A 15,081-nucleotide genomic window follows, 5' to 3' on the forward strand; every position below is an offset into this window, starting at 1 on the left:
GCGGGAGCCTCCTCAATCCTGATAGGGACCGTGAAGGCTTTCCTTCTCGACTTCAAGCCTGCCTATCTCGGTGGACAGCATGTGGTCGTATCCGGAGAGGAGGTCGAGAAGTTGGGCAAGCGGCAAAGGTGATGGCGCGGTGCCATCGTCGGGATGCAGCATGATTTCTCCGGTTTCCATCCGCTCGATATAGTCGCGCACCGTATCACGCTCCTTATTACGCGCCTCGAGGCTCGCGATGGTGCTTGCGATCATGACTTCTTCATCGCTGCGGCTGAACAGCGTGCCGTCCAACCTGGCGATACGACGGTCTTCGACTGAAACGATGTTGTCGATCACGCTAAGTCCTCCTTGTCGGGTTTCGCAGAAATGGTGAGCTGGCATCTGTCGATGCCGTCGGTGGCATTCATCCGGTCGCATCCGAGGCCGATCCTACGACGCAGCTTGTGCATCGGGATTGATGCGCCATGGCGTTTCACCACCGCTTTCCGATCGAGGTCGTCACTGCGGCCGCAGGCCCGGCAGTCGACCCGCAGAACGTGACCTTGCACCTGCCGGAGAATAATGTCCTCATCAGAGGAATTTTTTCTTATTTTTTCGATTGTGCTCATCTGTGGATGGACGCTCGTTAGCTCGTTGAATTCGTTTCCTGATCGCTTGCAAAGCCGCTGTGGACTGGCATTGGATGTTCGATTTCGCCCCGAACATCACGATTGACTCACATGTCGATCAGGAACAAAAAGGGAACATACTCGCTTTGAAGCGAAATGGAAACCCGGTTTTAGACAGAGGTCGCGATGGCGCAGGGTGCCACAAATCTTGTGATCTCGGAGCTACGAGAGCGCATCCAGCATCTCGAAGGCGCGTCAGCACGCAAGAAGCGTGTCCTGCCGTTCGGCATTCCGGAGATCGACGACCGATTGCCTGGCGGCGGACTTGCCTTCGGTGCCTTGCATGAGTTCGCGGGCGGTGGAGCAGGGACCGTCGACGGAGCGGCTGCCGCGCTGATGGTGGCTGGGATCGCGGCGCAGACAAAAGGCCAGGTCGTCTGGTGCCTCACGCGACCCGATCTCTTTTTCCCGGCTCTGGCGCAAGCAGGCCTCCATCCGAAACGGGTGATCTTTGTCGAAAGCGACAAGGAGGAGGACGTGCTGGCGTCGATGGAGGAGGCACTGGCCTATGGGGGGCTCGGCGCGGTGGTCGGCGAGCTGGTGAGGTTTCCAATGACGACATCCCGGCGGCTTCAGCTTGCGGCCGAGAAGACGGGGACCATCGGGCTGGCGGTTCGACGATGGCGTCGGCAAACCGAGGCTAGCGATTACGGCCAGCCGACGGCGGCGACCACCAGGTGGCGGGTCAGCGTTCTCCCGAGTGAGCCGCTTCCGGTGCCGGGCATCGGTAGGGCGAGATGGTTGCTGGAATTGATACGAGTGAAAGCGGGTGAGTGCGCAGAGTTTATCGTTGGAGCGTGTGATGCCACGGGTCGTCTCGATTTATCTACCGGACCTGGCGACGGACAGGATCAGGCGGGCCGATCCATCTATTTCCGTTGAGCAGGCCATCGCGGTTATCGCGCGCAGCGGGTCCAAGCGCTGGGTGTCGGCCGTCGATGCGGCCGCCAAGAAATCCGGCGTCCGTGTCGGCATGCCCGCAGCGAAAGCGCAGGCCATCTTCCAAGGTCTTATGCTGGCCGATGCTGACCCGGTTGCGGATGCGGCCGCACTTGAGCGCATCACGCTCTGGGCGCTTAGCCAGTATTCCCCAATCGTTGCGATGGATGCGCCTGACGGGATCGTCATGGACACGGAAGGTGCCGACCATCTTCAAGGCGGAGAGTTGGCGATGCTGACGGGGATCGCCAATCGTTTCTGCGCGAAGAAACTGTCGGCGCGTGTTGCTATTGCCGACACCTGGGGAGCTGCCCACGCCTGCGCTCGCGCCATTCAACGCGAAGCGGTCATCGTGCCTGTCGGCGAAACGGTTCGCGCGGTGGAAAGCCTGCCGTTGTCCCTTCTGCGGCTTCCGCCCAAGATTTCCAGCGATCTCCGGACCCTCGGTTTCAGGACGATCGGGGAGCTGTCGGCGAAGCCGCGGGCACCGCTTGCACTCAGGTTTGGCCCCGAGATCGGTCGCCGCCTCGATCAGATGTTCGGCCGTATGGCGGAGCCAATAGACCCCATCCGCACTCCCGACCTGATCGAGGTCAGCCGGGCATTCGCCGAACCCATTGGCGCTGCGGAGACGATTGACAAGTATGTCGGTCGCCTGATTGTGCAGCTTGTGGCCGAACTCCAGCGCAAGGGTCTCGGTGTCCGGCGGACCGATCTCATTGTCGAGAAGGTGGACGGCACCCGACAGGCGATCCGAGCCGGGACGGCGAAGCCCGCGCGCGACATAGCGTGGCTGACCAAGCTGTTCCGCGATCGCACCGAGAAAATCGAACCTGGTTTCGGTATCGAGAAGCTGACGCTGGTGGCGGTGATGACCGAACCGCTTGACGCGCTGCAGACGGCCTCGGCGCTCGTCGAGGACGAGGTGACGGATGTCACGCCACTGATCGACATCTTCGGCAATCGAGGGCAGCGTGTTTACAGGATGGGCCCAGTCGCATCTGACGTGCCTGAACGCAGTGTCCAGCGGATCGCAGCCGCCGCCGCGGTTGGCGACGACACCTGGGCGCTTCACTGGCCGCGTCCCGTGCGCCTGTTGGCTCGACCGGATCGGATCGACGCAATCGCACTGATGCCCGACTATCCTCCAGCCAGCATTGTCTGGCGCGGCCGGCGGATGAAGGTCAAACGCGCCGACGGTCCCGAACGGGTCTTCGGAGAATGGTGGCGACGCGATGCCGAGCTTGAGGCCGTCCGCGATTATTTCGTCATTGAGGGTGAAGGCGGCGAGCGTCTCTGGATTTTTCGGCAGGGCGATGGCGTCGATCCTGAGACCGGATCGCATCGGTGGTTCGTGCATGGAATATTCGGATGACCTACGCGGAGCTCCAGGTCACGACCCACTTCAGCTTTCTGCGGGGCGCGTCATCCGCCGACGAACTGTTCGCCACGGCCAAGGAGCTGGGCATCGAGGCGCTGGGGATCGTCGATCGCAATTCCCTTGCCGGGATCGTCAGGGCGCTCGAGGCATCGCGCGCAACCGGGGTTCGGCTCGTCGTTGGCTGTCGGCTGGACCTCCAGGACGGCATGTCCCTTCTGGTCTACCCAACGGATCGCGCCGCTTATTCCAGGCTCACCCGCCTGCTGACACTCGGCAAGGAGCGCGGTGGTAAGGTGAACTGCATCCTGACGTTGGATGACGTTGCGCTCTATGCCGACGGTCTGATTGGCATTCTGGTTCCTGACCTTGCCGACGAAGTGTGTGCGGTACAGCTCAGGAAGACGGCGGACATCTTCCGCGACCGGGCATATGTGTCCCTGAGCCTGCGTCGTCGCCCGAATGATCAGCTTCGGCTGCACGAGATTTCGAACATGGCGGCGAAGGTCCGGGTGAAGACCGTCGTCACAAACGATGTTCTGTTTCACGAGCCCGGCCGCCGGCAGCTCCAGGATGTCGTGACCTGCATTCGCAACAGGACAACCATCGACGAAGTGGGCTTTGAGCGCGAGCGGCATGCCGACCGCTTCCTCAAGCCCCCTGAGGAGATGGCCAGACTGTTTCCACGATACCAAGAGGCGCTTGCCCGGACGATGGAGATCGTCGACCGCTGCCGCTTTAGCCTCGACGAGCTGACCTACCAGTATCCGCTTGAAGCCATTGTTGAGGGCATGGATGCTCAGCAGTCGCTCGCGCATTATGTCCGCGAGTGCATCCCGAACCGCTATCCGGAGGGTGTGCCTCAAAAGGTGGTGAAAGCGATCCATCACGAACTCGACCTGATCAACGAGATGCAGTACGCCCCCTATTTTTTGACGGTGTTCAGCATCGTTCGGTTTGCAAGGAGTAAGGGCATCATCTGCCAGGGCAGGGGATCGGCCGCCAACTCGGCTATCTGCTACATCCTGGGCATCACATCCATCGATCCGGAAACCAACGATTTGCTATTCGAGCGCTTTGTATCGCGGGAGCGCGACGAGCCGCCGGATATCGACGTCGACTTCGAGCACGAGCGACGAGAGGAGGTCATCCAATGGATTTACAAGACCTACGGCAAGGATAAGGCGGCACTCTGCGCAACCGTGAACCGATACCGGGCGAAGGGGGCAATACGTGATGTCGGCAAGGCACTCGGCCTGCCTGAGGATGTCATCAAGGCTTTGTCCTCAGGGATGTGGCATTGGTCGGAAGAACTGGTTTCCGACCAGAGACTTGAGACCCGAGGCCTGAATCCAAATGATCGTCGCCTGGCCCTTACGCTCAAGCTCGCGCAGCAACTAATGGGGGCACCCCGCCATCTCGGTCAGCATCCGGGTGGTTTTGTCCTGACCCATGACCGACTCGACAATCTCGTGCCGATCGAGCCAGCGACGATGGCCGATCGTCAGGTGATCGAGTGGGATAAGGACGATATCGAAGCCCTCAAATTCATGAAGGTCGACGTGCTCGCCATCGGTATGCTCACGTGTATGGCCAAGGCGTTTGAACTGCTCAGGCAGCACAAGGACGTCGACCTCGACCTTGCACGCATTCCGCAAGAGGACCCGCGGACGTACGAGATGATCCGCAGGGCTGACACGCTCGGTACGTTCCAGATTGAAAGCCGTGCGCAGATGGCCATGCTCCCTCGGCTGAAGCCAAGGACCTTCTACGATCTCGTCATCCAAGTCGCGATCGTCCGGCCCGGTCCGATTCAAGGTGACATGGTCCATCCATACCTCCGTCGCCGTGAGGGCAAGGAAGACCCCGTGTATCCAACCCCCGAACTCGAAGCTGTGCTCGGCAAGACGCTGGGCGTCCCACTGTTTCAGGAGAGCGCGATGAAGGTCGCTATGGTCTGCGCCGGGTTCACGGGTGGGGAGGCCGACCAGCTGCGGAAATCGATGGCGACGTTCAAGTTCACAGGAGGGGTCTCGAAATTTAAGGCGAAGCTCGTCGATGGGATGGTGCGCAACGGATATAGCCCCGAATTTGCCGAAAAGACCTTCAGCCAGCTTGAGGGGTTCGGGTCCTACGGTTTTCCCGAAAGCCATGCCGCGTCCTTCGCGCTCATCGCGTACGCGTCGAACTGGATGAAATGCCATCATCCGGAGGTCTTCTGTGCCGCTCTGGTAAACAGTCAACCAATGGGTTTTTACGCTGTCGCCCAGATTGTCGGAGATGCTCGAAACCACGGCGTTGAAATCCGACCTGTCTGCGTCAACAGATCGCGTTGGGACTGCACGCTCGAGGAAATTGAAGGCTCCGACCGTTACGCTGTCCGTCTCGGAATGAGGCTTATCAAGGGGCTGCCGAACGCCAGTGTCGCTCGGATAGTCTCGGCGCGTATGAACCGCGCGTTCGAGTCCGTTGACGACATATGGCGTCGATCGAATGTGCCTGCGGATTCCTTGGTGGAATTGGCAGAGGCTGATGCATTCCTGCCTTCGCTGGGTCTGCAGCGCCGCGATGCGTTGTGGGCGATCAAGGCGCTGCGCGACGAGCCGCTGCCGTTGTTCGCGGCTGCCGCCGAGCGCGAAGACCGTGCGGTCGCCGAGCAGCGGGAGCCCGTAGTCGAACTGCGGCAGATGACGGATGGTCACAACGTGGTGGAGGATTATAGCCACGTCGGCCTGACACTACGAGAACACCCGGTCGCGTTTCTACGCAAGGATTTGGCTGGACGCCGGATCGTGACCTGCGCCGAGGCAATGAACGCCCGCAATGGCCGCTGGGTCATGACTGCGGGGCTCGTGTTGGTCCGGCAGAAGCCAGGGAGCGCAAAGGGCGTGATGTTCATCACGATCGAAGACGAGAGCGGGCCTGCTAACGTTGTCGTTTGGCCATCGTTGTTTGAGCGGCGGCGACAGATCGTGCTGGGCGCGTCGATGATGGCGATCAATGGCCGCGTTCAGAGGGAAGGCGAAGTCGTTCACCTGGTTGCTCAGCAGTTGTTCGATTTAACAGGCGATCTATCCGGTTTGGCGGATAGGGACTCTGGCTTCGTGCTGCCGAGCGGGCGCGGTGATGAGTTCGCACACGGAACGCCGGGCGGTCAGGATAGCCGCGATCCCCTCAAGCCGCGGGACATATTCATTCCTGATCTGCACATCGATAGCTTGAAGATAAAATGCAGAAACTTCCATTAGCCAGCCGAATTGGAATAAGATGCCAACTCCGTCTCAATCAAAGAAATCGCCGGATATGGGGTCAATACGGAAGGCCTGCGGTGCGGCATCGCTGGCAGGAAAAAGCCCCCGGCGCGGTTAGACGCCGAGGGCTTGCAGAGACTTAGAGACCCTGTTCTTCGAGATAATTCTCGAAGGCGGGACCGAGGCGCTTGCTCGCCCACGGTGCCAGGCGCAGCACGTAGCGCTTCAGTTTGCGAAGCTCGGCGTCCTCGTCGGCCGTCGAGATCGCGAACGTGATCACCACACCGCGTTCCGGCTCCTCGGAACCCACGAGCTTCGCAGCACGAGGATAGAGAAGCACTTGCGCCTCTGCCGTCAACTTTTTGTCGACGAGAAGGAGGCGGAGCGTCCAGTTACGAGACAGCTTGAGCTGTGCCGCGCGTGGACCGGAATGCCAGTCCAGCAGACCAAAGACCTCGTATTCGCGGATTACACCACGATCGCGATCAATGGAATCAGGACCGGCGGTACGCCAGACGTGATACTTCTCCTCGCCAGGCCAGTATCCGTCGGGACGACGAACCACTTCGGGACGAGGGGACGGAAGCGCCGGACCGGCCGGGCGCTGGTGGTAAGGCTTCGACATTGTCGAGAGCTCCTTTCGCAACCGGCAGGCGGTGAGCCGGTGACCCGTATTGAACGCAATTGCCAATATGTTGGTTGTCGCCTTCTTCGCGATTGGGCTCCTATCGTAGCCTTGAGCAGCCTCTCCTTCTCTTTGTCTCTGATTTCCGATCTAACGCCAGTGCCTGAAAAACTCATTCCTGGATTGGCCGGCATTTTATCGGTTTGTCGATTTTAGGGAATTTACGACCTCTACGGCATGTGGGCGGACGTAGAGGTCCTAATGCTTTATGCCGCCGTTGCGAACTCACCGACGAAAGCCTCAAGGAGACGCTGCGCTTCCGCGCGAGCGGTCTCCCATTCCATTTTGGCCTTTGCGACGATTGTCAGTGCGTGTTCCAGGCTTGGATGGTTGAACGGGAAGCCCAGCGTCTCGAACACGGCACCAATGGTGACGCCATCCGGAAATGCGACAGACACGGCGCACGGTCCAGGTTCGCGGACAGCATTCGGCGTCAGCATGTAGCCGTCGTCGTCGAGCGTAAGGCTGCGGCCGTCGAGTACGTCAGCCTTGGTGCGGAGGTGATGCAAGTGCAACGCAAGCTGCAGCAGGGCAGTCTCGGTTTTGAGATCAGTCGCCTGTGGCGGTGGCGTCGGTGCCGAAGAGCCAGGGGTCATCCGGTAGTCCTTTCGACGGATTTTTTGACCGGCATCCGCAAGCCGAATAGCGAGAAGAAGACTCGCTACGTATAAGGCTGTGGATGAGGATCGACGTCGACATTGGACTTCTCCCGAACTGTTGAGCCTGCCTTGTAGCCGGCGTCTCGGAATCAAACCTTTCCAAGGTCGTTAGAGGTTTATGCAACTCGCAAAAATATGACTCACGGTAGCGGTGATGGCACCTCGGCATCCGCGTTGTCGAGGTCGCGCTGCTCCCAGGCTTCGGGCCACCATTCCCCCCACGGCGGAGGCGGTGGATGATCAGGTTCTTCGTTGTCGGGAGTGAGACGTTCAGTCGATGTCATCGTATATCCCAACCGAACTCCTCCACCGCCCGCTGATGCACCCGACGAGCCTCGGCGATCTGTCGAGCGTGCGTCTTGGCGATTACGCGCTCGAGGCGACGTCGAACCAGATGATCATCGAGCGGTATGACGTTCGACTCCGTCGTATCGACCTTCGTTGCTAAAACGGACTTGAGGCCTCGCAGATACCGTAGCGCCTCGTGCCTGTCGTCTTCGTCGACGATCGATGGCAAATGCCTCTCCAACGCGTCGTGGAGGTGATGAAACAGATGCATAGACTTCTCTCTGTCGTCTGGGGCTATATCGATGATGAGGCCGCCGGCGGAAAGAAGCCAGATTAACCGCGACGTCGAGCTGGCGGCAGGCCGCGGAGGATCACCGCGGCCTCGGCTCCGTATTCTGCATTTTCGGCGCGGGAGCCGGGCCGGTCCCGCCAATCGCGCCAACCGAACCTATCGGCAGCGCCCGCAATCAGGTTCTTGATCGCATCCGACGGCTCTGAGTTTGATCGCGATCGGAACTGGCGAATGTAGCCGCCCCACACCTCCAGCGTCGCCAATGGTGCGCCATCTGGGTCGCGGACGGACGCGAGGACAGCCTCGGGATCGCCGAGCATGTCGTCGTAGCTGCCTCGGCCGATGCAATGTCTGAGGAGAATGCCTTCTTTTCGAAGTGCTGCACGCGAGCGGAGCCGAACTAGCGTGTGACCCGCACCGAGGTCGTGGACAAAGTGTTCGTCATTCGGACCGAGGACGGCGTCACGAACAAGGCGCGCGTTGCGGTCACGCAGTCCCTTCGTCGCTTCATGAACAAGCCTGTCGATCGATCCGCATTTCATCAGCTTTTTCGGCCGGCCTTGGTCGTCAAGGTTCGCTAGCCAGCCATGTCCCTCGGATTGGGCAGTTACGAGCCAGTCCACGACGTGCCACGCATCCACCGAGTGCCACTGCATCCACAACTGCGCCCTGCGCGACCATTTTCGATGAAGATATTCGCCGCCTTGCTCAGGCCAGCCGTCGACGCGATGCCACGCCGGATCGTCGTGATCCCCGGGGGTCGGAGCCCACTCTGGATCGATTTCATCAGACCTGAGCCAATCCCGCCAAAATATCCTGCCGAGGCTATAGTCGAACAAATTCCGGATCGGCTGTAGCACGCGGTCCGGCATATCGAGCTCGGATGACACGTAGAAAAGCGCTAGTTGATATTCCTTATGATCGTATTTGCTCATGTGACGTCTCCCTGATTGGGAGCGTGGCGATGATGCCTGCAAGCAACAAAATAAGGCGGCTCGGTGGCCGCCCTCTTTGAGTGTGTTCGGATGTGTCAGGCAGCCATCTTTGGCTCATCCTCCTCGTTGCCTTGGAGGAGCGCGGCGAGAATGGCATGGCAGAAGATCATGCGCCAAACAGACTTTTTCGGTCCCTTGACGTGTTCAGCGATGTCACCCCAGAGGCCGACGACATCATGGCCCCTCAGTTTATCCTTGAATCCGTGGTACACTCGAACTCGCTCCAGCTTTCCGTCCTTCGCTTGGAGGAAATTGCGCGGCAGCTCCCACCTAAGAATATAGTCGCAGCGCTTCTCACCAGTTGGTGCGACAACCTCGCGCTCGAGAGAGCGCAAAATCTGCGCAAGGCCGTTTCGGCGCTTCGACGTCGTATCGTCGAAGAAGTCGACCAGGCTCTCGATATCTGCATCGGCGCGCGAACTAATGTGATAATTTCCAATGTTCATTGTCTGACGTCTCCCTGGGACGTTCCTTTTCCGTCCGTACAACTATGCTGTGACCATCGGCAGAATGACGCAACGGCGTTTCGCCAAAAACCTGAAAACGCCGCCATTATTTCAGAACGTCGGTTGGGGAGGCCGATATGTCGGCGCGCTCTTTGCCTGACGTGCATTGAGGCGGTCGAGAGCGATCGAGGCCGGGTCGCCGGAGCCTTCGTAAGTGGGCATGTGTCATAGTCTCTGAACAATGACCCATGCTACGACGACCGGCGGCGCGGAAGTAGCCCCGTCGCCGACGGTCGAAACGCCGTGTTTTTCGAGAATCCCGATTCCGAAAGAGGAAGTAATGGGGAGAACACAAACAAACCAGGGGGAAATCAAGACGTCAAAGAATAGCGTCGACGTTTGAGGAGACGAGCTGACAAAGCGACCGAGGACTGCCCTTTGTCCATGCCGCGGACATCTGTGAGATGCTTGACAGCGGAATCGAATATACTGTTCAGGACTTCGGACGTCGTTGACGATTGATCTCCCTGAGACTTTAGACGCCTGAGGGCGGACCGCAGCGCCGCTGACAGGGCCTCGTCGACTATGACTGGCTGAGGCCTGCCTGCATCCGCGCGTCGCTTGCGGGTCGCTTGCGCCGACGTCCGCTGCCGCTCTGTGGTCCGATAGAATTGGCGTGCCATCTGAAATCTCCCGAAACGGCGTTACTGACCGATGAAACGACGTTTCGATGCAAGCGACAAACCGCACGGGATTCTGATTTGCGTATGGGACGCCGATGTCCCATGCGCAAATCAGGAAGACTTACGAGCAAACCTCAGCAATTTCGGTTTCAGAACTCGGGTCTTCACCCGAGCGGCGATTGTCATCGGCGCACCTGGCTTGTCTGCGTACACCTGCCCCAAATAGTTCAGGATTGCGGTCGCGCCGGGGCCGCCTGCGTAGAGAAGCATGATCGCGGCGTCGGCGAGCGCGTCACGGGTGGTCTCCGCGTCAAACGGCAAGCTGCCGGCAGCATCCTGCGCCTTCAACCTAGCACGACGTTCGGACTGGAGCCGACTCTTATACGCCTTGAATTCATCCGGCGTCATATCGTCGATGCCAACCGCAGCCTTCCGAGACGCCTTCGTGGGGCGCTGGGCGACGACGACGTCAGTCTCATCCAGAAGCTCGCGCAGGAGGCCTAGTTCGTCTCGGATCGACGCCGTGGGTTCTTCGATCTCGTTGTTAATCGCCGTTGCCGTCATTGCTCACTCCGTACACATTGTGTTTCTACATGTAGAAGTGTGCTTGCCGGCCAAGAAGTGATAAAGTAATTTCTACATGTAGAAATGAAAATGTGTTTCTACATGTAGAAATCGATTTGAAAACCTCGTGGCGCACTGGGAGCCTCCGGCGCTTCGCCGGGGCGACAAAGGGATATCAAACAAAAAATAAGGAGCCCATAGTCGAGGAAACCCATGAAGAAAGGGAACCCCTTTGTCATATGGACAGCTATCTCGGTCGCTACGCTGTCGACGTTCCCTGCCGATCTAACCTTTGCTCCATGCTCCGCCATTGGGCAGAATTACAAGAACAAGCGAAGCGTCCCGTCCCTTTTAAAAGGCGAAGCCCTGGAAACCATCTCGGATCAATCCGAACCCCTGTTTCAAGTTGCTATCGCAGTAAAGGCTTCTCATCCCGATGAACCCTCCGACGTCAAATATGTGATGTCAGGTCTCCGTCCATGGTTTTCCCAATTTCTTACTTTCTACCACGTCTCACTGTTCTTGATCTCGCGGACCAATGGACTGAAAATAAAGGCGGCGGGGAAAATAATAGAAAAAACACTGTTGGGCGCTTGTGTCTGGATTGGCCGAAAAACATACTTGTATTGTGTTTCGGGAGACATAAGACGTGCAGTGGCCTATCACAAATTCGGACGAAGATATCGGAATCGGAAAACCGCGTAGAAAGTTCCCTGACCTCAGCGGAAAGCGAGGCAGCATTTTGGTCGTGCTGCAACCCGAGGGGGAGCTGAAGTCGTACGTACGAAAGCGTGTCGGCAAGGACATCATTCGGGGCGATCGTAGATATGGCTTGAAATGTCGCAACCTCAGCCAGGAAGCCGTCTACAGCAATCATATGACTTCGCCCCGCGTTGAAATCCCCAGGGTCGTCGTTGATACGATGCGCATCTCGTCCAATAACCTCCGCGCACACGATATAGCCGCTTTTTGGAGGCTGTTCGCTGAAGCGCGGAAAATGGGCATCGGTCGCGACGTCCATGCCATTAGACTACGAGATATTGTGAATTTCCTCGGGCTTAACAGTCTCCATCGCGCCAAGCTCGCCATCGTTCGGCTGTCTGAGGCATTCATGACACTGCGCCTCAATCAAGAAGGCGCACGTGGCCTTTGCAGCATGCGAATGATCGAACTCTTGCATGACGAAGACCTCGCCGAACTTCGTGGTCACGACGAAGTCTTCTTCAGGCTGCCGACGGCGTTGAAGCTGGCGGTGCTGCACAGCGCCGACTATGCATGGGTCGAGCTGAACGCTCTGGCGCGGTTCACATCCAAGTTCAGCTTCCCTCTCTACTTGAAGCTATGCCTCGAGGCTGGAAAACATGAGATGCACAGAAAAGTGCCGGTCATGACCAGGTCGGAATTCCGTAAGTTCGTAGGAATGCCGGAAAAGACACAGAGGTCTGTCCTCGACAAAACGATGAAGCTCGTTCTCGACGAACTTCTGGCGATCAAAGGAGTGCATTATCGGTTTCCCATCTCGGCATCCTTCGTCACCGAGGACGAGGTCGACAAGCTGGTAATCACTGTCGGCAGCTCGGCGAAACGTGTTCGCGAGGCGAAGCCCTGTTGGGTCAAACCGGAGATGGCAGAGAGACTTATCAAACGAGTCTACGACATGAAGCCAGAGGATCGTAAGTTCTACCCGTCCTTCACGCGCTTCCGCCAGGCCTCCACGTTGCTGGGAGCGCATGTGTTCAAGATATTCACGGTCTGGCAAACGGATTTGCATGCGGTACGCTCTTATGGGGAATCCATCGTCGGCCTGACAAGCAGTGACTTCTTTGATCTTGTCGAGCAGTTCGGCATTGAAGACGTCTTCGACATATGGGCAGACAAGCGCGACGCCTTCGACTTCGGCGTTGTACCGGACTTCGAAGAAGTTGAGCAAACGGCCGCCGTGGTCGTGCCTAATCGCGTCCGAGAGCCGAACAAGGCGGTCGAGCAGGCGTCACCAGTGGTGACATCACTAGAGCAGTGGCAGCCGAAGGCGCTGACCTATGACGACGCGCCGCTGAGGATGATCGATGTCATCCAAACGGCCGGCGACAACAACGTCGATGATGCGGACATCCCATTCTAAGTTCGATCGTACACGATTAACCAGACACCCGGATACCGAGTTGACATCAAGTGGCGCACGCGGCATGGTTGCCGAACTTCGAAACGGAGACTGCGAAATGACCCCGATCATAGCCCGATAGTTTCTAAAGACCTCAAGTGAGGTCGCTATTCGTGGCGGAGGGGCATCCCATGTACGCACGTCTCGTTCGCGCAGATTTCGAGCGCACGCTCGCACGTCTGCACATTGCTCGTATCATCTCCAATCTCGGACCGACGCCTGCTGGAATCCACGTCTTCATCGTGCCGCAGACGACGTTGTGCGATCTTTGGCAAGATGAGGCAATTTTGCTCATCCATCGCGGTCGCAAAGAGTCTAACGACGACTGGGATATCTCTAATGTCGTCGACGGCGCAATCGTGACACCGTACCATTACGTCGAGGCGGTCTCTCTGCGTGACGGCGCGCTTGATGTAGGCCTCGATAAGGCACCCTGCACCGTCTATTTCGCAGAACATGAAGCGGATGGTCTCGATCACCGTTCCATTGACCTTGCCGACACTCTCAAATCGGTCGAACTCGATCCGATCCTCGTCATGGAAGCCGCGGCGATCTGCGGGCGCACCATCGACGTCGAGGACGCGGTCAATCTGATCGCGTTGCCTTGGCGGCGTCGCCTTGTCGCGCTCCGCTCACAGCGGGAAATCTCGGAGACTTGCCGAATGCAAGCGGAGATTCAGGCTGCGGAAGATATCGCCAATGCGGCCACGCTTGGGTCACCGACGGCTCCTGACGGCCGGCGTGTCCCTGACATGACGCCGCTCGAGCTTATGCACGGGTACGGCGACGCGCGGGATTGGGGTCTTGAGTTGGCTCGCGACGTCACAGATTGGCGTGACGGCAAAATCGCTTGGACGGACGTCGACAATGGCGCACTTATCTCTGGCCCTCCCGGCTGCGGCAAAACCACGTTCGCGTCTTCTCTGGCTCGTACACTCGGTGCACACTTTGTGTGCGGGAGCTACAGCTCTTGGCTCGGGACCGGCGGCGGGCACCAAGGTGACCTGCTTAAAGCGATGCAGGATGCGTTCGCTGAGGCTCGCAAGCATGCGCCGTCCGTTCTCTTGATCGACGAAATCGACAACTTCCCCACTCGAGGCTCGTTCAACCATGCCCGGCACGACGACTGGAACCGTGGTGTCGTTAACGGCCTGCTCGAATGCCTTGATGGCGCAATCGCCCGCGAGGGGGTAATCGTCATCGGAGCAACGAATGATCCGTCGCCCATCGATGCGGCTGTCCTGCGCCCGGGTCGTCTGGATCGACACTTCGAAATCCCAATGCCCGACATCCAGGCTCGAGCTGGCATTTTGCGCCAGCACCTGCGCTCCGATCTCGACGTCGCAAGCTTGATGGAGCGAACTGAAGGAATGTCTGGCGCAGACCTTGAACGTCTGGCGCGCGACGCCCGTCGCGCTGCACGTCGGGATCGGGTTGGACTCAACCTCGATCATGTCCGCCAGCAGTTGCCCGCTCGTCAGCCTCGGACGTCGGAAGAGCTGCGTCTGATCGCCATTCATGAGTTGGGTCATGCCGTCGTCAATGAAGTCCTCGGAACCGATCACCTGCTCGGCGTCAGTGTCTTCCTGTGCCGGAACGAACATCCGAGCGCAGCTGGCATGTGCGGGTTCGAGCAGGGCGATATCGCACATCGCGACAAGGACTTCTATCGTTCTAAGATCGCCCGACTGGTGGGTGGCATCGCAGCAGAAAAGCTGTTCTTCGGCGATCATTCGGACGGCTGCTCGGAAGACCTCAGAGCGGCTTCGGACATCGCTACGCACATGCTCGCTGCCGTCGGCATGGGGGATCGCCTGGCAACGACGGTTCGTGCCGGCGAAATCGATCTTGCCGAGCTTCGGCGCTACGATCTCTCGCTGTATCGGCGAGTGGACGACATCCTCCAGGATGCCCTCACGAGAGCATTGGATGTCATCCGCGATCATCGTTTCCTGATCGAAAGGCTGGCCGACGAATTGATGCGTACTGGCTATCTCGACGGCTCCGACGTGCGTGACGCGGTGGCCCGATATCGCGCTGACGCCCAACTTTCTCTTGCTGTTTGAGTG

At 58.8% G+C, this 15,081-nt stretch carries 13 protein-coding genes; 6 read left to right on the forward strand and 7 right to left on the reverse strand.

The window, feature by feature from the left end:
- Positions 1-12: 12 nt before the first annotated feature.
- Positions 13-339, reverse strand: coding sequence for a hypothetical protein (locus ACODTZ_RS22685; RefSeq protein ID WP_489028244.1), 327 nt, complete (start codon positions 337-339; stop codon positions 13-15).
- Positions 336-611: a hypothetical protein gene (locus ACODTZ_RS22690; protein ID WP_489028246.1), complete on the reverse strand. Its 276-nt coding sequence runs from the start codon at positions 609-611 to the stop codon at positions 336-338. The genes ACODTZ_RS22685 and ACODTZ_RS22690 overlap by 4 nt, the downstream gene beginning before the upstream one ends.
- A 186-nt stretch (positions 612-797) precedes the next feature.
- Between ACODTZ_RS22690 and ACODTZ_RS22695 the strand changes: the two genes are divergently transcribed.
- The 3 genes from ACODTZ_RS22695 to ACODTZ_RS22705 are packed head-to-tail and all read left to right on the forward strand — an operon-like array spanning position 798 to position 6,236.
- A complete protein-coding gene (locus tag ACODTZ_RS22695; RefSeq protein WP_489028248.1) occupies positions 798-1,553 on the forward strand; it encodes an ImuA family protein in 756 nt (251 codons plus the stop codon).
- A complete protein-coding gene (locus tag ACODTZ_RS22700; protein WP_489028250.1) occupies positions 1,474-2,985 on the forward strand; it encodes a Y-family DNA polymerase in 1,512 nt (503 codons plus the stop codon). The genes ACODTZ_RS22695 and ACODTZ_RS22700 overlap by 80 nt, the downstream gene beginning before the upstream one ends.
- Entirely contained in the window at positions 2,982-6,236 is a 3,255-nt protein-coding gene (locus ACODTZ_RS22705; RefSeq protein WP_489028251.1) for an error-prone DNA polymerase, read from the forward strand. The genes ACODTZ_RS22700 and ACODTZ_RS22705 overlap by 4 nt, the downstream gene beginning before the upstream one ends.
- Positions 6,237-6,378: 142 nt before the next feature.
- Here ACODTZ_RS22705 and ACODTZ_RS22710 read toward each other — a convergent pair whose 3' ends face one another.
- Both ACODTZ_RS22710 and ACODTZ_RS22715 read right to left on the reverse strand, forming a co-directional pair.
- Positions 6,379-6,864, reverse strand: a complete 486-nt coding sequence (locus ACODTZ_RS22710; RefSeq protein WP_489028253.1) for a hypothetical protein — start codon at positions 6,862-6,864, stop codon at positions 6,379-6,381.
- Positions 6,865-7,130: 266 nt separating this feature from the next.
- Positions 7,131-7,520, reverse strand: a complete 390-nt coding sequence (locus ACODTZ_RS22715) for a hypothetical protein (protein ID WP_489028255.1) — start codon at positions 7,518-7,520, stop codon at positions 7,131-7,133.
- A gap of 340 nt (positions 7,521-7,860) precedes the next feature.
- On the opposite strand from ACODTZ_RS22715, the gene ACODTZ_RS22720 reads away from it, so the two are divergent.
- Positions 7,861-8,031, forward strand: a complete 171-nt coding sequence (locus tag ACODTZ_RS22720; RefSeq protein WP_489028257.1) for a hypothetical protein — start codon at positions 7,861-7,863, stop codon at positions 8,029-8,031.
- Between the two features lie 173 nt (positions 8,032-8,204).
- Here ACODTZ_RS22720 and ACODTZ_RS22725 read toward each other — a convergent pair whose 3' ends face one another.
- The 3 genes from ACODTZ_RS22725 to ACODTZ_RS22735 form a co-directional block, all read right to left on the reverse strand.
- Positions 8,205-9,098, reverse strand: coding sequence for a PcfJ domain-containing protein (locus ACODTZ_RS22725; RefSeq protein ID WP_489028259.1), 894 nt, complete (start codon positions 9,096-9,098; stop codon positions 8,205-8,207).
- 95 nt (positions 9,099-9,193) lie between these two features.
- The gene (locus tag ACODTZ_RS22730) at positions 9,194-9,604 is read right to left on the reverse strand and encodes a hypothetical protein (protein WP_489028261.1); all 411 of its coding nucleotides are present in this window, start codon (positions 9,602-9,604) and stop codon (positions 9,194-9,196) included.
- Between the two features lie 794 nt (positions 9,605-10,398).
- Complete coding sequence (locus tag ACODTZ_RS22735) at positions 10,399-10,851, reverse strand: hypothetical protein (RefSeq protein ID WP_489028263.1); 453 nt, start codon at positions 10,849-10,851, stop codon at positions 10,399-10,401.
- A 649-nt stretch (positions 10,852-11,500) separates the two neighbouring features.
- Between ACODTZ_RS22735 and ACODTZ_RS22740 the strand changes: the two genes are divergently transcribed.
- Entirely contained in the window at positions 11,501-12,973 is a 1,473-nt protein-coding gene (locus ACODTZ_RS22740; protein ID WP_489028265.1) for a hypothetical protein, read from the forward strand.
- Between the two features lie 170 nt (positions 12,974-13,143).
- On the forward strand, positions 13,144-15,078 hold the full coding sequence (locus ACODTZ_RS22745) for an AAA family ATPase (RefSeq protein WP_489028267.1): 1,935 nt from the start codon (positions 13,144-13,146) through the stop codon (positions 15,076-15,078).
- Positions 15,079-15,081 lie beyond the last annotated feature (3 nt).

The organism is Rhizobium sp. FG113 (genome assembly GCF_057809895.1).